This window comes from Methylococcales bacterium (assembly GCA_030949405.1).
Classification (GTDB): domain Bacteria; phylum Pseudomonadota; class Gammaproteobacteria; order Methylococcales; family Methylomonadaceae; genus WTBX01.
Genome location: JAUZSN010000002.1, coordinates 2,529,970 through 2,550,199 on the forward strand (window position 1 = coordinate 2,529,970; position 20,230 = coordinate 2,550,199).

The 20,230-nt window shown below is 37.2% G+C and carries 24 protein-coding genes; 10 read left to right on the forward strand and 14 right to left on the reverse strand.

Features of this window, described 5'->3' with window-relative positions; translation table 11 throughout:
* Positions 1-12 precede the first annotated feature (12 nt).
* Positions 13-531, reverse strand: coding sequence for a transposase family protein (locus Q9M50_13030; GenBank protein MDQ7091535.1), 519 nt, complete (start codon positions 529-531; stop codon positions 13-15).
* A 138-nt stretch (positions 532-669) separates the two neighbouring features.
* Entirely contained in the window at positions 670-2,295 is a 1,626-nt protein-coding gene (locus Q9M50_13035) for a histidine kinase dimerization/phospho-acceptor domain-containing protein (protein MDQ7091536.1), read from the reverse strand.
* A gap of 205 nt (positions 2,296-2,500) precedes the next feature.
* Here Q9M50_13035 and moaB point away from each other — a divergent pair, with 205 nt between their 5' ends.
* The 4 genes from moaB to Q9M50_13055 all read left to right on the forward strand — a co-directional run bounded on the left by moaB (position 2,501) and on the right by Q9M50_13055 (position 5,591).
* Positions 2,501-3,022 carry a molybdenum cofactor biosynthesis protein B gene (gene moaB, locus Q9M50_13040; GenBank protein ID MDQ7091537.1) on the forward strand — a complete coding sequence of 174 codons (522 nt, stop codon included), beginning with the start codon at positions 2,501-2,503 and terminating at the stop codon, positions 3,020-3,022.
* A 572-nt stretch (positions 3,023-3,594) separates the two neighbouring features.
* Entirely contained in the window at positions 3,595-4,692 is a 1,098-nt protein-coding gene (locus Q9M50_13045) for an acyl-CoA dehydrogenase family protein (protein ID MDQ7091538.1), read from the forward strand.
* Positions 4,689-5,006, forward strand: a complete 318-nt coding sequence (locus Q9M50_13050) for a hypothetical protein (protein MDQ7091539.1) — start codon at positions 4,689-4,691, stop codon at positions 5,004-5,006. Before Q9M50_13045 ends, Q9M50_13050 begins: the two co-directional genes overlap by 4 nt.
* A gap of 30 nt (positions 5,007-5,036) precedes the next feature.
* Positions 5,037-5,591, forward strand: a complete 555-nt coding sequence (locus tag Q9M50_13055; protein MDQ7091540.1) for a DUF2799 domain-containing protein — start codon at positions 5,037-5,039, stop codon at positions 5,589-5,591.
* Positions 5,592-5,597: 6 nt separating this feature from the next.
* On the opposite strand, the gene yidD is transcribed toward Q9M50_13055, so the two are convergent.
* Both yidD and Q9M50_13065 read right to left on the reverse strand, forming a co-directional pair.
* Entirely contained in the window at positions 5,598-5,942 is a 345-nt protein-coding gene (gene yidD / locus Q9M50_13060; protein ID MDQ7091541.1) for a membrane protein insertion efficiency factor YidD, read from the reverse strand.
* A 6-nt stretch (positions 5,943-5,948) separates the two neighbouring features.
* Entirely contained in the window at positions 5,949-6,812 is an 864-nt protein-coding gene (locus tag Q9M50_13065; GenBank protein ID MDQ7091542.1) for an isocitrate lyase/PEP mutase family protein, read from the reverse strand.
* A 101-nt stretch (positions 6,813-6,913) separates the two neighbouring features.
* Between Q9M50_13065 and Q9M50_13070 the strand changes: the two genes are divergently transcribed.
* The 6 genes from Q9M50_13070 (at position 6,914) to Q9M50_13095 (ending at position 12,019) form a co-directional block, all read left to right on the forward strand.
* Entirely contained in the window at positions 6,914-9,295 is a 2,382-nt protein-coding gene (locus Q9M50_13070) for an ATP-binding protein (GenBank protein MDQ7091543.1), read from the forward strand.
* 201 nt (positions 9,296-9,496) lie between these two features.
* On the forward strand, positions 9,497-9,871 hold the full coding sequence (sdhC, locus tag Q9M50_13075) for a succinate dehydrogenase, cytochrome b556 subunit (protein ID MDQ7091544.1): 375 nt from the start codon (positions 9,497-9,499) through the stop codon (positions 9,869-9,871).
* Positions 9,872-9,880: 9 nt separating this feature from the next.
* Positions 9,881-10,258, forward strand: a complete 378-nt coding sequence (gene sdhD / locus Q9M50_13080; GenBank protein MDQ7091545.1) for a succinate dehydrogenase, hydrophobic membrane anchor protein — start codon at positions 9,881-9,883, stop codon at positions 10,256-10,258.
* A 6-nt stretch (positions 10,259-10,264) separates the two neighbouring features.
* Complete coding sequence (locus Q9M50_13085) at positions 10,265-10,612, forward strand: CU044_2847 family protein (GenBank protein MDQ7091546.1); 348 nt, start codon at positions 10,265-10,267, stop codon at positions 10,610-10,612.
* A gap of 10 nt (positions 10,613-10,622) precedes the next feature.
* On the forward strand, positions 10,623-11,213 hold the full coding sequence (locus Q9M50_13090) for an AAA family ATPase (GenBank protein ID MDQ7091547.1): 591 nt from the start codon (positions 10,623-10,625) through the stop codon (positions 11,211-11,213).
* On the forward strand, positions 11,210-12,019 hold the full coding sequence (locus tag Q9M50_13095; protein MDQ7091548.1) for a hypothetical protein: 810 nt from the start codon (positions 11,210-11,212) through the stop codon (positions 12,017-12,019). The genes Q9M50_13090 and Q9M50_13095 overlap by 4 nt, the downstream gene beginning before the upstream one ends.
* Here the strand turns inward: Q9M50_13095 and Q9M50_13100 are convergent.
* From Q9M50_13100 to Q9M50_13145, 10 genes are all read right to left on the reverse strand, one after another.
* Complete coding sequence (locus Q9M50_13100; protein MDQ7091549.1) at positions 12,014-12,376, reverse strand: SirB2 family protein; 363 nt, start codon at positions 12,374-12,376, stop codon at positions 12,014-12,016. The two genes, Q9M50_13095 and Q9M50_13100, sit on opposite strands and share 6 nt — an antisense overlap.
* Before the next feature lie 67 nt (positions 12,377-12,443).
* Positions 12,444-13,184 (reverse strand): ATP-binding cassette domain-containing protein, encoded by a 741-nt coding sequence (locus tag Q9M50_13105; protein MDQ7091550.1) that lies wholly within the window; start codon positions 13,182-13,184, stop codon positions 12,444-12,446.
* Positions 13,181-13,939, reverse strand: a complete 759-nt coding sequence (locus Q9M50_13110) for an ABC transporter permease (GenBank protein ID MDQ7091551.1) — start codon at positions 13,937-13,939, stop codon at positions 13,181-13,183. The genes Q9M50_13105 and Q9M50_13110 overlap by 4 nt, the downstream gene beginning before the upstream one ends.
* A gap of 40 nt (positions 13,940-13,979) precedes the next feature.
* Positions 13,980-14,942: an ABC transporter substrate-binding protein gene (locus Q9M50_13115; protein MDQ7091552.1), complete on the reverse strand. Its 963-nt coding sequence runs from the start codon at positions 14,940-14,942 to the stop codon at positions 13,980-13,982.
* 157 nt (positions 14,943-15,099) lie between these two features.
* A complete protein-coding gene (locus tag Q9M50_13120; protein MDQ7091553.1) occupies positions 15,100-17,046 on the reverse strand; it encodes an alpha-amylase family glycosyl hydrolase in 1,947 nt (648 codons plus the stop codon).
* Positions 17,047-17,111: 65 nt separating this feature from the next.
* Complete coding sequence (locus Q9M50_13125; protein MDQ7091554.1) at positions 17,112-17,345, reverse strand: hypothetical protein; 234 nt, start codon at positions 17,343-17,345, stop codon at positions 17,112-17,114.
* Positions 17,346-17,350: 5 nt separating this feature from the next.
* The gene (locus tag Q9M50_13130) at positions 17,351-18,202 is read right to left on the reverse strand and encodes an MFS transporter (GenBank protein ID MDQ7091555.1); all 852 of its coding nucleotides are present in this window, start codon (positions 18,200-18,202) and stop codon (positions 17,351-17,353) included.
* A complete protein-coding gene (locus tag Q9M50_13135) occupies positions 18,162-18,581 on the reverse strand; it encodes an MFS transporter (GenBank protein MDQ7091556.1) in 420 nt (139 codons plus the stop codon). Before Q9M50_13135 ends, Q9M50_13130 begins: the two co-directional genes overlap by 41 nt.
* A gap of 14 nt (positions 18,582-18,595) precedes the next feature.
* A complete protein-coding gene (locus tag Q9M50_13140; protein MDQ7091557.1) occupies positions 18,596-18,949 on the reverse strand; it encodes a hypothetical protein in 354 nt (117 codons plus the stop codon).
* The gene (locus tag Q9M50_13145) at positions 18,906-20,210 is read right to left on the reverse strand and encodes an NAD(P)/FAD-dependent oxidoreductase (GenBank protein ID MDQ7091558.1); all 1,305 of its coding nucleotides are present in this window, start codon (positions 20,208-20,210) and stop codon (positions 18,906-18,908) included. Before Q9M50_13145 ends, Q9M50_13140 begins: the two co-directional genes overlap by 44 nt.
* Positions 20,211-20,230: the final 20 nt, after the last annotated feature.

The following is a 20,230-nucleotide window of genomic DNA, read 5'->3' on the forward strand; positions in this document are numbered from 1 at the left end:
GACCTAAAGAAGCTATAGTGGTATTTTTAATTGTATGCTGTTTTTTTTACCACTGTAAAATTCATTTTGTTCTTCATAGTCACTAGGGCGTTGTACAGCACGCTCTGTAGCATCTATTATCAATGTTTGAACTCCGCCAAAAGCCTGCTGCATTTCTTCAGGGGTTGAAAAACTTGTTGCAGGTAAAACATTAAATATATCTAACGTCTTTATTAAAATTGGAAATAATTTGTATACATGAGTATGGGCGCATGATTTATTCATATTAAAAGAAAACCCTAAGTGATCGAAAGTAGAATAGCACTTCATATAATTTAATATAAATAATAATTTGTCTGCGGGTGTTTTTAATGTGCTATCTAAACCACTACCGTATTTTCTTTCTTTATTTTCATGTTTTTCTTTTTGATCTTCAATAAGGGTCTTTTCAAATAGAGATAATAGTAAAATAAAATGTTCTGTTTTTAATCCTGTTAAAGCTCTTAACTGTCTATCATCATAAATTCTTGGTAAAATTTCTTTTATTTTCATGTTATACTTTGATTTTTATTTTTTATAGAAATTTATTATAAAGCTTATTTATTATTTTTAATAATTTAATTTAAAGTTTATTTATTAGGCTGTATCAACTGATTGTGAATGTTATCAAGTATATATAAGCAATTGATTTTAATATATTTTATTTAGAAGAACAAGTCTATTATTATTTTCATTGATAACCAACTTCAAACTCACCTCACCTTCCTCGGTAAATTTGATTGCATTATTCGCTAAATTCATGAGTACTTGTCGAATACGGTCAGGATCACCTAACGCGTAGTAGTGAGGTTCAGGTAAAGAAATCTCAGTCGTTAATTCAATATTTTTATTCGTTGCCGATTGGGTTAATAACAAGGTAATGTGTTCTAAAATATCATTCGGATTGAATTCATTTTCTTGAAAAAATATTTCCCCTACATCCATTTTGGAGCTATCAAGAATATCATTTAAAATTAACAGTAACGTTTCACCTGAAACTTGAATGGTTTCGATGTAATTTTTTTGAATTTTATTAAGCTGCGTATTGGATAATAATTCAGTAATGCCAAGAACCCCATTAATGGGCGTTCGTAACTCATGAGACATATTAGCCAGAAATTCTGATTTAACCCGCTGTGCTTCTATTTGTTTAGAAATATCACGCAATACAACGTGTATAATTTGTTTGTCTTGATAATCAAGTCGTGTTAACAAAACATCAACCCAGAAATCATCCCCATTTTTTTTACGATGTACCCATTCAAATTGTACTGAGCCTTTTTGAAGGCACTCTGCAATTAACCTTCGTGCCTTTTCTCCAGATGATTGTCCATCGGGTTGTTTGGGAGGTGATAAATCACCAGGTTGAATCAGCATGGATTGTTTATCATCATAACCCATCATTTTGATCGCCTTTTCATTACAATCAATAAAAAAGCCATTTTCAATAAGAACAATTCCATAACCTGATTGTTCAAACAAAACTTTAAAACGTTCTTTTTCTTGCTCTAACGCGTTGGCTTGTCGCGTGAGATTATTTAAATCCGCCCAGTAAATTTGCGCAAAATGAAGGGCTAAAAGGAGATAGGCAAACGCTCTTAAACAATGCCATAACCACCAATTGCCATCCCATAAGATTGACGCTTCAAATAAAACGCCTGCTAAACCAAAAAGACAAAAATGATTCGAAAAATAAAAAGAATCAGGATGATGTTTATGATGGTATTTTAAAGCAAAATACCCCCAAGAAATAATAAAGCCCAGCCCACCGACTAAATTAAAAACTTTTGCACTTAACGTAAATTTTTTATCCTCATCAAGCATCGTCAATGACATCTCAGGGTAAACAATTGACCAACCGCTAAAACCAATCGTCGCCATTATTAACAGTATTAAATAGACTTTACGCCTAAATTTTTGAGACACCTCAGGGGTTACCCAAATTAAAGCCGCAAAAAAACCACCGATAAGGGTTGCCGAGGAATGCAGCCAAACAAAAGTTTGACCCGGTTGTACTTGAGAATGAGCTAAATCAAGCGTTCCCATGGAAATAAAACAAGCGATCAACCAAATATAATTCGTTTCCAAGCGTCCTTGCTTAATCATGGTCGTTATAAATAATGCCAGCATAAAAGCAATTAGCGCGCCCCCTCCTTCCAAAAAAACATGAAATAGTGGGTAATTCCAATGAAAATTAGGGAAAAAATAAAAGATAATCCACCCAAATAACACAGGGGCAATAGCAAGTGAACTAGATGACCACAACGATTTTAGCATTAAAAAATCCTTTCAAAACGATGAAACTTACTCAATATATTGGGTGGATGAATGTTCTCACATTTTTCTTGAAAATTAAATAAAAGATAAAAAATTACCGTTAAAATTCTTAAAATCAAACAAAACAAAATAATTTTTCGCATTTAGCTTTATCATAGATCATTCATCAATAATTTATTTGAGTTATCGACTTTTAGTGTAAAAAATGAAACAAAAAAAAATATTTATCCCCCTAAAAATAGCCGTATTAACCATTTCTGACACCCGTACTGAGATAGATGATACCTCTGGAAAAACATTAGTTGAACGCATTAACAAAGCAGGCCATCACGTTATTGAAAAAACCATAGTGACTGATGATATTTATCAAATTAGAGCGATTATTTCAACATGGATTGCCCATCCCGATATTAATGCCATTATCACCACAGGAGGAACGGGGGTAACGGGTCGAGATGGAACACCTGAAGCTATTACGCCCTTACTAGATAAACAATTAGATGGGTTTGGTGAAATTTTTAGAATGCTCTCTTATGATGAAATTAACACCTCAACCATCCAATCACGCGCCATGGCAGGCGTTGCAAATGCGTGTTATATTTTTTGTTTACCGGGTTCGTCAGGCGCGTGTCGAACCGCATGGGACAAATTAATACAGGCTCAACTGGACCATCAAACAACCCCTTGTAATTTAGTTCAACTAATGCCTCGATTATTGGAACGATAATCTGAACTATGATTTAAAAAATGTAAAAATTATCATAAAAGATGGCTTCTTGTGGGTCACCGATTTTTATTTTTAATAACACATCAAGCTCTAAGGGTAAGAGAAACAAAGTATCCTGTAACCTTTATCAATGAATACTGGTATCATGTGTGAGTACATAAAATAAAAATACTGAGGTGACTAAATACCCTCCTCCCTCCAATAAATATGAATGAGTCTCTTCCATCACAACGTTATATTTTTCTTAATAAAATAACTACCCAGTGGGCTATTACACAAAGTAGAGGCGAATAGCCTTACAAAAAACGTAAATAAGACCTCTTAGAAATAAGAATTTAATAACATCCGAAATTTTATTGTAGGCTGGGTTAGTTTTTTACCATAGCAAAAAGCATAACCTAGAGAGACTCAATACGGGGTTACGTTATTTCGCAAGCGAAATAAGCCTATCCCCGCCTACAAAACCGCTTTTGACTTTGTATACGATTTTCGGAAATCATTAATTTCTTATTCCTTAAGATTTTAGCAGTAAATAATGATTCCCCAGCCCTTAGCCAACTTTTAAAATTATCATGAACTATGACTTTAGCCAAATCCCCGCTCAAGGCGACAAATACGCATCACGCCTACGTCTTCGTCATTGTGGCAGGCTTCAATTTTTAAAACATGCCGTTTCTGTTGAACTCGGTGGACATGGCGATAGTTTTGAAGCATTAGTCATGGCGCATCATAGTCTTGGGAAACAATGTTTAGATAGTGGGTTAATCTTATCGATTAATGCTCATTTATGGGGTGCTATATTTCCCCTAATTACTTACGGATCTATTCAACAACGACAGCGTTGGTTACCTGCTTTATTATCAGGTGAAATGATTGGAGGACATGCCATTACTGAGCCTCAAGCAGGTTCAGATATTAATGCCCTAACGACGACAGCAACCTTAACGGACAAAGGATTTATTTTAAAAGGCCACAAACGATTCATAACTAACAGCCCAATTGCGGATACACTGGTTGTTTATGCTAAACTAGAAGGCAAGTTAACGGCTTTTTTAGTTAAAAATGATGATAAAAAAGTATTTTTTACTGATAATCATCAAATAACAGGCTGCAGCTCAGCAACAATGGGCGATGTCTTACTAGAGAGCTGCTTAATTCCAAGTGACCGAAGACTAGGGAAAATTGGAGCAGGGCCTTCAATTATACAAAATGCGTTAGAATTGGAACGTGCCTTTGTTTTTGCAGGGATCAGTGGCATTATGAGTTGGCAATTAGAGACCATCGTCAAATATAGCCGCGAACGTCAAGTTAACGGGGTCCATTTAGGACAAAATCAAGCGATTAGTCATAAAATCGCAGACATGAAATTACGATTAGACACCATTAATTTATGGCTTTATGAATGTGCGCGTTTAAAAATGAAAAATAAACGCTTAACACTGGCCAGTGCGCAAACCAAGCTTTACGCCTCAGAATCCTTTTTGCAATCAAGTCTAGATGCCATACAAATTATGGGAACAAAAGGGCTTTTAAGCACGCATAAAATGAATAATTTAGTTCATGATGCCCTTGCAAGCCGTTTATTTTCAGGTTCGTCTGAAATACAAAAAAACATGATTGCCGCCTTACTTGGAACAGGTGAGGGCTATCAAGGGCCGGAGAAAAAATGATGCTTCAATTCTTATTCATTCTATTATTGCTATTTTCACCTAACGTTAATGTTAACGCGGAAGGGAATCAATACTGTTCAGTGAATGGGATAAAATTATATGGAAAAGTTCAATTTGTAAGTTCTTTTTCAGATATAAAAATTAAATATGTCAGTGCCTTCCCTGATTTAAAAGTACAATTTGTAAGCTCTTTTCCTAATCATTGCGGACAATGGCAACGTGTTCAATCATTCCCTGATTTTAAAGTTCAAGTCGTCAGTTCACTTCCAAATATAACCATTCAAGAAGTCGGCTCATTTCCAGGAATGAATTAAAATAATGGTTAATTTTACTATTTCGTCACCATGAAACCGTTAAAACCTATTCTTTTAATCGTTACTTTATTATCAACCAGCGGTTGTGCAACCTTGAGCCGTGAAGATTGTATGCAGGGTGCATGGTTTGATCTCGGCCTTAGCGATGGTCGAAGGGGAAAAACCTTTACACGCTTAGGTCAACACCAAAAAGCGTGTTTAGACTATGGTATTCATATCGACAATGAGCAATATAACCAAGGACGTGATGTCGGCTTAAAAGATTATTGTCAGCTTGATAATGCGATTGATATGGGGTTGAGGGGTCATCGTTATCAATCTGTTTGTCCCCCTGAAACTCATGCTGTTTTTTTGCGTTACAATCAAGCGGCCTATGATGTCTACCGTTGCCAAGAAGATTTAGAGGGCCTAGACGATGATTTATATGATAAAGAAAATAGCTTGTTGAATAATAAATTAACCGATGATGACCGCTCACAAATTCGTGTTGATATTCGTGATTTAGACCGTGAACGCCAACGAATTCGTGATGATCTTTATTCACGAGAACGCCGATTAGAATCCCTTATTAATCGAGGTTATTAAATGACGTTAAAAAGAACAATCACAGGCACAAACATCACACGCACTATCAAAACTAGGCAGTGTATCTTTAGAAAAACAATTCTCCATACATTGACACGCACCATCGGATAAACAATCACACTGATCTATTCGACGGCGTTTTATTAACGTTTTATTCGCCTTTCGACAGCGTTCAAATTGTAAGCGGCTAAAATAAAACCCCTTAAGACAGCCCTGATTTAACACCTTCAATTTAATCGCCTGCGAACATGAATCGCCGCCCTCTAAAACCGCATGAGCGCAACGAAAACCTTTGTAAGGGGATAAATAGCGTTGATAAATTTGAATTAAAAAAACGACAAGTGACTTCATTTTTACTTAGGCTTTAGTTTGATAACGTCGCTCATTATCATAATAATCCGAAAAACCAACTGTCGTTGTTAACGTATCAAAATCTAATACCGAAGCAGGTGATTCGCCTCGTTTTAATGCGTTTAATGATCCTTGCATGGCCTGAATAGACACGTTTAATAAGGTCAACGGATAAACGGCTATTTTATAACCCATTGTTTCTAACTGTTCCGTAGATAACAACGGGGTTTTTCCATGCTCAATTAAATTAGCAACTTTATGGCCGTCAACAGCATCACAATACTGTTGCATTTCATCAATGCTTTCAGGTGCTTCTAAAAAATTTATATCCGCACCCAGTTGATGAAATAATTGAGCGCGAGCAATGGCCTCCTCTAATCCATCGGTTGCTCGGGCATCCGTTCTAGCCATAATTAAAATATCGGCGCCTTCATCACGTGCATCCACAGCGGCCTGTATTCGCATTGCCGCCTCATCTCGACTGACGACCGCTTTCCCTTGAGTATGTCCACAACGTTTAGGGGCAAGCTGATCTTCTAACATAATGCAGGCAAAGCCTGCTTGCGCGTACCCCTGAACCGTACGTTTAATATTAATCGCATTCCCAAAACCTGTATCACCATCGCCCCAAATAGGAATGGATACCGCGCTACAAATATTTTGTCCTTGATTCTGCATTTCAGCATAAGAAATAAGCCCTGTGTCAGGCAAACCTAAGCGGGAGGCTGAAACCGCAAAACCACTCATAAAAGCAGTTTCAAACCCTGCCTGTTCACATAATGTAGCTGAAAGTGCATCATGACAGCCTGGCATCACTAGGATATTAGGCTGATTAAGAAGCTGACGTAATTTCTCTGCGGCAGTGAGCATGGGTAATCCTTAAATTTTTTAAACGCAAGATCGCTCTAATTGAGAATGAATAATGCTAAAATAACACGCTTTCTATTAAATTATTAACTTTCCTTACCTTTATGTCCTTTCATCTAAAACTTGATTCCAGCGCGTTAAAACTAAACGTCGCCTTAAACTCTACTAACTTTAAAAAAATTAAGACAAAGCAACAAGGGATTTTAGGTCAGCAACGCGCGCAAGAGGCCTTGAATTTTGGCGTAGCCATGAAAAACCCAGGCTATAATATTTTTGTCATGGGACAACCGAGTACAGGACGGTTATCCATGATTACCAGCGCGCTAAATCAACGTGCGGAACAACAGCCAACGCCTATTTCTTACGCCTATGTTGATAATTTTACGAAACCCCGTGAACCCGTGGCGATTAAGTTTCCCGCAGGCTACGGTGAAATTTTTAGTAAAGATATTGAAAGTCTAATTGATAACCTATTAGCCACCTTTCCTGCCGCCTTTGAAAGCCCTACGTACCAACAAAAAAAGAGTGCGATTGAACGTCGCTTCAATCAACAATACAGCCGTGCCATTGATAAAGTAGATAAACAATCACGCACACTTAATGTAGCCTTATACCGAGAAGGCGATGGCATTACCTTTTTACCCATTCGTAAAGACAAATTATTAGAGGATGATGAGTTTGCACTCTTACCACAAGAAGATCGAGAAACCTTTCATCGATATGTTGCTGAACTTGAAGAGTTTTTAAGTGAAACCTTATTAGAGCTTCCTCAATGGCGACGCGCGATGGTCGAGGAAATTAAACAACTTGATAACGAAACCATCGACTATGCAGTTGCGCCCTTATTAGACGAGTTAACTAAAAAATATCAAAACATTGATGATGTCATTAGCTTTTTAGCTGAAATTAAAACCGATTTAACTAGCACTATCACCGATTACTTAATGCCTTCGCGGACTTTAGAAGAAAATGATTTAACCACGCGTCGTCTCATTTTAACGGAACAATACGTCCCCAATATTATTGTTGATTACGCCGAAAAATCGGGCGCACCCGTGGTTTATGAATCGCATCCCACCTATCAAAATTTATTTGGTCGAATTGAATATGTCAGTGACCAAGGAACCTTAGTCACCACTTATCGGCGTATTTGTGCAGGTTCCTTACATCGTGCTAATGGCGGGTATTTAATTTTAGACGCGGAAGAGGTATTAACCTACCCTTTTGTTTGGGAAGGGTTAAAGCGGGCATTACAAACAGGGTTAATTGAAATTGAAACCCCTTATTCTGAATTTGGTATTAATACCATTACTTTAAAACCTGAAGTCATTCCTTTAAATGTAAAAATTATTCTTTTTGGTTCACGTAATATGTATTATTTGCTGGAAGAAATGGACAGCGAATTTAATGAAATCGTTAGGGTACTGGCTGATTTTGATGATGATATTAGTCTCAGTGATGAAAATATTCAGCAATTTACGGTGTTAATGCAAACCCATGCGACTGATTTAGGAATGAAAGCATTAAGTCATACCGCATTGGAACGCTTAATTGAACACAGTTGCCGTTTAGCCGAAAATCAGCAAAAACTATCCGCCCATGTGAATGATTGTTTAGAAATCATCAGTGAAACTCGTTTTTTATCGGAACAAAGTACCACGGAATTAATTGAACGTGAAGACATTCAACAGGCTTTAAATGCGCGTGAAAATCGCCATAGCCGTATCGCTGACGAAATTTTAAACGAAATGTTAGCGGGGACTATTTTAATTGATACCTCAGGAAATGCCATAGGGAAAGTCAATGGCTTAACCGTGTTAGAAATTGGTGGCAGTTCTTTTGGCGCACCCGCTAGAATTACCACCACGGTTCATCCTGGTTCGCGTGGGATTGTGGATATAGAACGTGAAGCTGAATTAGGACAGGCCATTCATTCAAAAGGGGTTTTAATTTTAACAGGCTACTTAGGTCATTGTTATGCTCAACAATTTTCATTAGCCATTTCTGCCAGTATCGCCATGGAACAGTCGTATGGTTATATTGATGGTGATAGTGCCTCCTTAGCTGAATTGTGCTGCTTAATATCAGCCCTGACTCGAACCCCAATAAAACAAAGTTTTGCCATCACAGGTTCCATTAATCAATATGGGGAAGTACAAGCTATTGGCGGGGTTAATGAAAAAATTGAAGGTTTTTTTAGATTATGTGTTGCAAGAGGAATAACAGGTCAACAGGGCGTTATTATCCCTGCCTCTAATCAACGTAATTTAATGTTAAAGCAAGAAGTTATTGATGCCGTAGAACAAAATTTATTTGGTATTTATGTGGTTCATAATGTGAATGAAACCTTAGAGTTATTAATGGGAGAAATTGCAGGGGATGTGGATGAAAAAGGAGAATACCCTAAAGATACCATTAATTTTAAAGCTATTTCACGGCTAAAAGAAATTTCTGAAATTAATGATGATGACGAAAAATCGGGGTAAAATCTTAATTATTTCTAAAACTTAAGCGGTATAGGCAAAATCAGACTCACCCTGCGCCGTTTAAATTAAGTCCCCTTTTTTAATTTTTATCCCTTAGCCTAAGAGAGTCACGCCTACGACGTTTAATTTAATTGTATTTGTCTGCTATAGTGTAGAGCGTATTGTTTTTTAAACTTATCTAAATTACTCATGAGTAATCCTATGAAGCCATCAAACAGACCTCTTTCGCCTCATCTTCAAGCCTATAAACTCCCCTTAACAGGGATTATATCAATTACCCACCGAATGACAGGAACGGTGCTTTCTGTTGGTTTACTGTTTTTTGTTTACAGTTTTTGTGCAATTTCAACAGGGACTGAAAGTTACACTAGTTTACAAAATTTAGTCAATAACCCTTTTGTTTCGGTTATTTTAACGCTTTTTATTTATGCCCTATTTTTTCATTTTTGTCATGGCATTCGCCATTTAATGTGGGATGTAGGTTCAACGTTTGATAAAGACACTATGGATAAATATGCCATCATCGAACTCGTTGCGTCCGTGATATTAACTTTTTTTGCATTAATTTTTATTTAGGAGAGGGTGATGAATTACAAAACTCCATTAGCAACTATTTTAGGCTTAGGGTCGGCTAAAACAGGTCTCAACCATTGGTGGATGCAACGTATTACCGCCATTGCATTAATCCCTTTAACCTTTTGGGTGGTGGCCTTTTTCAAACAACTGGGTGATGTTAATCATACTCAAATGGTCACGTGGCTCAGTGAACCGCTTAATAGCTTATTGGCCGTTAGCTTTATTATTAGCGCCTTCTACCATGCGGCTTTAGGTTTACAAGTGGTTATTGAAGATTATGTAAAAAATGAAGCGTCTAAAATTACGGCAGTTTGGAGTGTTAAACTGAGCTTTCTATTTTTAGCTCTCGCCGCCTTATTATCATTATTACGCATCATTTTAGGATAACGCGCGATGACAAATATGATTGAATTCAAGTTGGATAATGGTGAGTCTGCGTTTATGCAGCTTGAAGAAAGCGAGGTTCAAACGCAAACACCGAAACAGGTTAGTCGAGGGGGCAGTCGACGTGGTCCAGAAGAAAGCGATATTATCACCGCGCCTCGTAGTTTTGATGATGCCATTAAAAGTATTGCGCCTATAGGTAAATCCTTAATAAGCTCACTAAAAGATATTAATACCCCTGATGAAATTAGTTTAGAATTTGCCATTAGTTTTAATGGGAAAGCGGGCGTTGTTTTTTCTTCCGTCGAAAGTAAGGCAAGTTTTAAGGTTAATATCAAATGGAAAAATCCAACGTAAACCCATAACCATGATTAAAAAAACCTCACCTTGCTTACTCATTATGCGTGGGTTAAGTGGAAGTGGTAAGTCGTATTTAGCCGCTCAATTAGCTAAACTATTTTCTGCGACTCATTTTAATTCCGATATTATTCGCAAACAGCTTGCAGGTTACGCGCCTTTAACACGCACTAAATCGGATTTAGGGGCAGGTATTTATACCCCACAAATGAGCTATAAAACCTATAAAGCCTTATTAACGAAAGCAGAATCCGTGCTAAGGTCGGGGCAGTCTGTGGTGGTCGATGCGACTTTTTTACACCCTAAATCGCTAGAAAAACAACAACAATTGGCCCAAAAATTGGCGATTCCTTTTGTTATTATCGACCTACAGGTCTCTATGACTTGTTTACGTCAACGTGTAGCCCAACGTTTTTTGAGAGCCGATGACCCCTCAGAGGCGGATGTTGCGGTATTAGAGCAACAAGCCATTCATTATCAGCCCTTAAACGCATCAAAAACGATTTTAATTATTCATAACAATGACAAGCATAACGTTGAAATAAACCGAATTAAAATCCAACTTATTGACTTAATCCGTCATCAACGTAACGCCTTATGATTAATTGTTTTATTTTTACCGCGCTTCCCTGTGAAGCCAAAGCCTTTATTAGCCAGTTTAAATTAAAAAAAGACGCCAGCCATCATTTGTTTACGATTTACTCAAGTGAACACCTTAGTTTAACAGTGACAGGCTCAGGAAAAATAGCTATGGCAGCGGCCGTTGCTTATACCTTAGCCTCGCTTAAATCCGTAAAAAAACCTGTCTTGATTAATGCAGGCATTGCAGGCCATCAAACGGCCGCTTTAGGACAGCTTTTTAGTGTTCATAAAATTAGTGATGCCGATAATAATAGAAACTATTATCCCCAATCCATTATTCAAATTGATTGCTTAAGTTTACCCGTTATAACCGTCTCTAAGCCTGAGAATCAGTATCAAACAACGAGCTTATATGACATGGAAGCCAGTGGTTTTTATGAAATAGCCGCCCGCTTTACCACAACGGAACTTATTCAAGTATTTAAAGTAGTCTCCGATAATCAAACGACGGGCATTGAACATATTAATGCAAAAAAAGTCAGTGCATGGATGTTAACGGTTATTGAAACAATGACAACAAGTATTCAGTCATTGCAAGCATTAGCCACCAATTTGAATCCTGCGATTTTAGACGATTATGAATGGCTACAAGCGCATTATTATTTTAATGTTAACCACAGCTATCAATTGAAAGCGCACTTACAACGTTGGAATGTGATCACCTTATCGGCTGACCTTAACCTTCAAGAACAACGATTTAACCACAGTAAAGACGTTTTGAATTGGTTGCAACAGAAAATTGACAACCAAGATTTTCGTTTATAATAAGCCTAAAAAACCTTGTTTAGTCACGGCAACCGCCACAATATAACCATAACAGGTTAGCGCAATAATAAAGGCGATCCCTTGTTTAAGACCTTTACCTCGCATGACCATAACCCCTAAACCGATATAAACGAATAAGGCAATAAGCTTAACCGCTATCCAACTGTATTCACCACTTAACCATTGTCCTTGTATGACTAAGGTAAGCCCTGTCAACAGTAAAACAGTATCAATAATATGGGGGACTATTTTAAAAAACTTATGTTGAAGTAAAGAGGACTTTATCGCCAACAGAATGACACGAACAATAAAACTAAATAGGGACGTAAAGGCAAGCGTAATATGTAATGTAAGCATAAATAAAAAGATGATTAAATTAAGAGAAAAACATTCCTGCGTAAACACACCGATTAGAGTTAATTAATCATAATAACGATCTAATTTCAGCATGGTCGTTGATTAATTTTTGCCTAAATTCTTCAACCCGTAATTCATTATCACGCGCGTCCCTTGCAATAGGAACGGTGATTTCACTGACAACTTTCATGGGTGAAACCGATAAAAAAACTAATTTATCCGCTAAGATAATCGCCTCACGTAAATCATGAGTGACAAAAAGTATCGTATGGGGACGTTGTTGCCATAAGGTCATTAATAAGCGCCTAACCTGTCGCGCACTAGGCGCATCTAAAGAAACAAACGGCTCATCCATTAATAAAATATCGGGATTAATAGCAAACGCGCGAATAATAGCAATGCGGCGGCTCATTCCTAATGACAACTGTTCAGGATAGACATGCTCTAAATGCTTTAGTTGCATAATTTCTAATAAACGATCAATCACCGCTTTATGATCCTCCCCCGTCAACACTAATTCAATATTCTCACGCACGGTACGCCAAGGCAGTAAACGGGGGTTTTGAAACACATAGCCAATGTTAGGCGACTGATGCGACTCCCCAATTAAAATTTCGCCTTCAAAATCCGTATCTAACCCTGAAATCGTATTGAGTAAGGTCGTTTTACCACAGCCCGAAGGCCCGACTAAACAAACAAACTCATGACTTTTCAAGACTAAATTAAGATCTTTAATCGCCGTATACGCCGAGGTCTTCGCTTTCGCTTGATAGGTCTTATGTTTTATATCAATTACGATATCTGTCATCGTCGCCACCGCTTCGCATGTCGATCTAGGGGTTTAAGAATAAGGAGTTCAATTAATTGAATCACCGTAACAAAAGCAACGGTATAAGCCAGAATACTCGCCACATCAAAAAGTTGAAAATAAATATGTAATTGATACCCCATCCCATTACTGCGCCCTAATAATTCAACGACTAAAATAATTTTCCAAATCAAAGCCAAACCCGAACGGGTTGCGGTCATAATAAAAGGGTGTAATTGCGGCCAAATCACATGAAACAAAATCTTACGTTTACTTAGCCGATAACAGTGGGCCATTTCCAATAACTCTTGATTTAAAGCCCGTGTTCCCTCACGAATAGTCACCACCACATTCGGCAACTTATTGATGACGACCGCAAAAATAGCCGCCGATTCAACCAACCCAAACCAGACATAACACAGAATAATCGTCACTAAGGCAGGAATATTTAAAAAAATAACCAACCAGTTATCAAAAAAAGCATCAAGCGGTTGATTTCGTCCCAAAATAATTCCAATCGCACAACCCAATAACATCGAAATTAAAAAGCTAGCCACCAGACGCAGTAACGTAATGCCTAAATGATAAGGAAGTTCACCCGAGATAATTTGATCGCCTAAAACATGAGCCACCGTCCAAGGCGGCGGCAAGGTATTATCATTAATATAAACGGCAAATCCTTGCCACAGTGCTAAAAAAATAATTAAGGATAAAAGTGGAAAATAGTGTGTTAAATTTTTTGAAAACAATCGCATTCCGTTATAAAGGAGTTGAATTTAAAGAATGACCTCTAAATTACAATGCCCAAAAAGTTCCTGTTTGTAAATTTTCAGAATCACCCGTTAATTTATTATGACTTAATTTACGGAATAATTGATAAATTTTTTCAGCCGCTTGCTTTTCAGCCGCCCCCCAGTGTTCAATTTGCCCCGCACAATAACGTTGACGTAATTTAATTTGCGTATGAGTATCCTTAGTTTTAGTCAGTGGAATAATTTTTTTCCACGCGCTATCCTCTGTACACAGTTTGGCTTTGGCCATAGCCGTTAATTTTAAAAAACTATTAACCGCTTTTTTATGCTGATTGCCCCAACTTTCTCTAAAAACATACCCTAAGCTAGGCACTATTTCATGAATACCTAAGCTTTTCAACACCATTTTACCATCTAATAATTGCTGATAACCCTCGGCTTCAAGTCGGGCTGCAAAATGCCAATAGGTGATAATGGCATCCACACGAGAATTTAATAATTGCTGATTTAATAACGGCGGCGCGGCATAAATTTTAGTGACCTGATTATTAATATCCAATGATTGTTGCTGCGCACTCGCTTGTAATAATAACCAATTTTTATCTAACTCGCCCCCCGCAATACCCAGTTTTTTATTGCTTAAATCCCTTAAATTTTTAATCCCACTATCGGCCGAGACCATCAAAGCCCCTGACGTGGAAGAATAAGGGTAAAAGGTGAAATCTTCACCCCGTGTACGTAGAAGTGAAACCCAAATCCAATCAGAAACAATCATATCAACCGCACCTGACTGGAGGGCAATTTTCCCTGCTTGTGGATTGGCTAATTTTTGAATTTGTAAATTAAATTCGGCGGTTTCTAACCCCCCTTCATCGGTTAAAGCCGTTAGTTCCCAATTTACGGTACCAAATGCTAAGACACCTAGACGAATTAACGGTTTTTCTGAGGCCAAAGAAAAAGGAAGGTATAAAAAAAGAATAATAAAAAGTAGCTGTTTATTCAAAATAAGGTGACCTCTGTTTTTTGCTAAAATAAAGGAGGGAGTAACCAAACATTACCGCCTACCTAAATTCAAGTCATAAGATGATTTTTTTAGCGTTAAATCCCAATTTAAATAGTGTCGCCGATATACCCATATTTGAATTTTTTTAAATAATACGGCCTTATGTTGACGCGTTAGATTGACTAACCAATAACTCACCTTCTCGTGCCAATAAAGTTAAGGTGATTTTTTGATCCTCAATAACGACCTCTTCAGCCTCTATATTTTTAAAATCAGCTAAAATAGGTTGCATTAATTTTTTTAATGAAACCGTTACCGTATGCGTTAAATCACTGTTATTAAGAGCGGTTATAACGGTTTCATTTTCATACTGACGACCATAAACTAACAACCCTTTTGAGGCCACTAATAAAGAAATTCTCTCCCCTTTATAACTAGCAGGATACTCCCGACGAAAATGAATTAAGCGTCGATAAAATGAATGTAAATCCTTATCTTGCTCATCACCCCATATCATAGGCATACGTGATGCCTCGTGAACATCAACATCCCCCTGATGAACATCCCATTCTTGAGATAAGCCAACTTCTGTACCATAATAAATAATGGGAGGGGCTTTTTGCGTAAATTGACAAAGGGCGGCTAATTTCAAGCGACGAATATCCCCTTTAGCCGTCCACAAAAAACGGTTCATATCATGATTATCCAGAAAAGTCGGTAATAAAAAATCTTTATCGGGAAAAAATAAATCATGTCCTGTTAAAAAATGTTCAAAACTTGGGGCATCAATTGAATTGAAAATAAAAAAGTTTCGCGCCTCATGTACCCAAATAAAATCCAATACCCCATCTAAACGCCCTTGATATTGTGATAAAAAGGGAGAGGTTTCAGTGATTTCACCAATCGTTAACGCATTAGGTGAGGTACTTTTAATTAAGGTTCGATAATCACTCCAAAATGTTGTAGTGACACCTTGTGCATGATCCATACGGAAACCATCAATACCGACATCATCTAACCAAAAACGCGCACTCTCTATCAAGTACTCACGTGCAGCAGGCGAGTTAGTATTTATTTTAGGTAAGGTCGGCTCTGCAAAAAAAGCCTCATAATGATCAGGCCAATTAATAAAATGAAACCAATCACGATAAGGACTATTTTCATCACTAATCGCCGATTGAAAATACTCTTGTTCGTTAGAAACATGATTGGGAACAAAATCTAAAATAATGTGCATTCCCAGTGCATGAACTTCAGAGACTAAGGCTTTCATCTCCTCCATCGTGCCTAAACGTGAATTAACCGCACGATAATCAATGACATCATAACCATGATGCGTATTACTCGGATAACAAGGGGACAACCACAATGCGGTAACCCCAAGATCATATAAATAGGATAACTTATACCGTAATCCTGCTAACGTTCCTCCGAGTATATCCGCAAAAGATAAGGCTTTACCTTCCCCATATTCTGCAAAAGATTGATTAGGCCCTGGATGAAAACGATCTAAAAAAACTTGATAAAATATAGCCCCATGCGCCCATTCAGGGGTGGTTGTATTATCAACTTGATAAACGAATCGAGTCGCCCTTCCCATTTCTGTTACGGTGTGCCGTTCATAATGCTCTAAGCCTTTTCCTTCAGAAGAGCGTTCATTGAACATACTTTCAACATTATCATGATTATTACTGGCTGAACTATCGGCAAAATAAACTTTTTGTTCGGTTTCAGACCATGCAAAAATAAAATAAGAAACCCGTGTGCCATCAGGAAAAGCGGGTAATGTGGCTTCAAAGTGATGCAAATACCCCCACGCATCCGCATTCCAGCTTACATCCGACAATTTCGCATCAATAAGTGTTCCTTTGATGCAGCTATAAAAACTTTCTTTATTTTTAGTCGTTTCAATAATAGGATCGCCATCGGTTGAATATACAACATAAACTGAATCTGCTAATACTTTTGCTCCAACGGTAATATGTAGGGTAACGGCATCACCAGGTCGTGGATTTTGCGGTGTAATTCGATTAGAGTGATCGACACCGAGTTCGGCTTCGAGTATAAATTCTGCGGATTCATGATCTATATTTTTGTAACTTGACATACTGTGTTTATATTTATAGTTATTTAATTATAGCGAATGCTATTAAGTGTTATTCAAGCTTATGTTTATTTAATATTTCCGTTAAAATTTTTATCCGCTAATTGTTTTAATATCATGGCATGTCTTTCATGGGTTAAATCATAATGACTACAACACCAATAGGAAGCAATCGTAAAGATAATAATAAAAAAACTATAAAAAAATCCCAGTTGAAAGACCGTACTTACATCAATATCGGTTACTTTTACATTTTCACCACTTGGGAAATGAATCATATCAAGGATAATACCCGCTGCCAATGTTCCTAATCCATCAGAACATTTACTTGCAAAAGAACTCGCACCAAAAAAAGTCCCTCTTCATGTTTTTTCGTCGTCAATGCATGTTCGTCCGCAATATCGGCTAACATAGAACCAAAACTAACCGCAATTTGTACTAAAAATAATCCTTCAAAAAATCGAAAGTACATTAATAACCAAATTACTTCATCCGTTCCATTGTTTGGAAACCAACCCAGTAAGCGTAATCCTGTTGGTAAAATTAAAAATATAACCCAAATAACAAGACCATAAAGAACCGTTTCTTTTTTTTCCAAAACTTGATGAATGCGAGCGGTAAGAAAAACACCTGAAAAAATACCTAAAAAGATAATGCTGGATACAATTCCTATTTCAGACGCCGTTAATTCCCAAAAAAAACTCATCATAAAAAAACTAAGATTATTCATAATGCCGATCATGACATAAGAAATAATAAGGCTCAGTACTAACCAGCGAAAAGAATGGTTTTCTAAAGCAACGTTTAATTTATAAAAATTACACTTAAAAATTTCTTGAATAGAGGCCGACCTTTTAACAGGGGATGGAACCGACTTTAAATAAGCAATTTCATTTCTTGTTCCCCAAACTGAAATAAGAATACTCACCATCATAAATACGCCAATAAAAAAGGCAAACGGTGAATAGGCCGCAGGATTCATTTGTCCATCAGGAAATTCAAGGGTTGGACTAAAAAACAGTTGAAACCCTAAGATTAAAATAATGAGTATCCCAATATTAGAAAAAACATAACGAAAACTCACTAACTGTGTTCGCTCACTGGTATCATTACTCAGTTCAGCCCCTAACGACAAATAAGGGACTTGAAAAAAAGTCATCGCTAATCGGGTTAATATGGCAAAAAAAAGTTAACCATATCGCTAAAAAAAAATCTGAACCCACCAAAAAGTCGGGCGGTGAAAATAAACAATAAAAAGCAATAGCAAGCGGTACGGCTGAAAACAGCATAAAAGGGTGCCGCCGCCCCCATTGAGAATGCCATTGGTCGGAAAGAGTGCCTACCCAAATATCGCTAAACGCATCAAAAATTAAGGCGATAAATAAAGCAATTCCTGTGTAATAACCGGGTATACCTAATAATTGAGTGTAAAAAAAAAGTACAAAAAGGCTGAAAGAAAGCGTAAACATACCTTCTGAAATTTGTCCGATACCGAAAAATAGTTTAGTTGGTAAGGATATGGAATGTGATGATGACATTGTTACTCTCTCTATCAAGGTTCTGTTGCAGTAAACTTTTTATCATCATCATAACAAATATATTGTGCCGCACAACGACCTGATGATGCAGTTGTAATTAACCCCCCCCCCCCGTGAATCCATTGACCTGCCATATAAAAATTCTTAAGTCCTGGTAAAACAGGCCCTGATTTTTTCACTTCCGCTTCAAGAGGTTCAACCGCATCAGAAAAAGGTATCCAGCCTAATAATGACCCCCCCATTGAGCCAATATATCGCGTAACCGTTAAAGGTGTAGAAACATTAGTCATTTCAATTTTATCAACACTTTCAGGGAATAGTAGATTAAACCGTTGGGTAAAAATCTCCGCGACTTTTTTTCTTTGCATCCTTATAAGCCCGACTTCTCTTTCGAGCCACATGGGTTTTAAGAGACTTCGGGTCATTATCTATTCTATCCAGATTTTCCCAAAATTTATAGTCACATAAGCAGGTCATAAAAACTAATGACTTTCCTTTAGGTGCAAGCCCTTTAAACATGTTACTCCGAACTTGAATTGAAAAACTATTATCTATAATCCCTGGTAGAGCAGCGACTTCCTCATCATTAAAAAAATAGGTTGTACAATGTATCTCATCACTTAAATCAATATCAACGCCAATAAACATTGACATGATTCCTTCAAAAACAATACCTTCCGGATCATTAACCGCTTTTTCGTAAAGCGCTTCAAAAACAGGCGAGGTATAACGATCATCCAGTAAATGTTTCAGTGTTTGATAGCCATCCATGGTTGAAACAATATGATCCGCATGAAAAAACTCATTATTTGAATTCGATATACCGACCGCTTGATTATCTGTCACCAAAATTTTTGAAATTTTTTGTTCATAAACAATTTCCCCGCCTAACTCTTGATAACGCTGAGCAATTAACTCTGAAATGCCTAATGAGCCTATTTCAGGACAGCCTGCCACTTTACGACCTGAAAAAGCAATATTGGTAATAAAAGGTAGCATTGGAAGGGTATCATGACTTAAATACAAAATATATTTCATCGCTTGACGAATAACCGGTGATTGAAATTCATCCGCAAAATCAGCCATTTTCGTTCCCCCTGTACGCATAAAAAGTTTTATGAAGGGTAACAATTTCCAGGTTTGTTGAATCTTTTCAAGTAACGACAATAACCCATCAGGTTTTAAAACCATATAGGCATAAACATCGACAAACTTCATAAACTTTTTTAATGCGGCACAAAACTCGGCAATAGGCTTTTCATCAATCGGCGAAATAGCCAATAAATGCTGTTGCAAGCGATCGGGGTCAACATAAAAATTAACCCGCGTACCCTCATCACAAACGACACTATTAAATAAATCAAAATGTTGAATTTTTTGATTTTGCAACGCGCCTAATTCACGCCAAATTTGAGTAAATTTTTCACTTTCATCGCCACAACCTGCCATCCAACCGATGCAATAATCACAGCGATAATCTTTAATATCCCATGTTGTACAGCACCCCCCAGGTAGATCGTGCATTTCAAAAATTCGGGTTTGATAACCATTCATCTGTAAATAACAGCCTGTGGCTAATCCTGAGATTCCTGCCCCGATAATAATGGCGGTTTTTTTATCTGTTGTCATACGTTTATTAAAATATCATC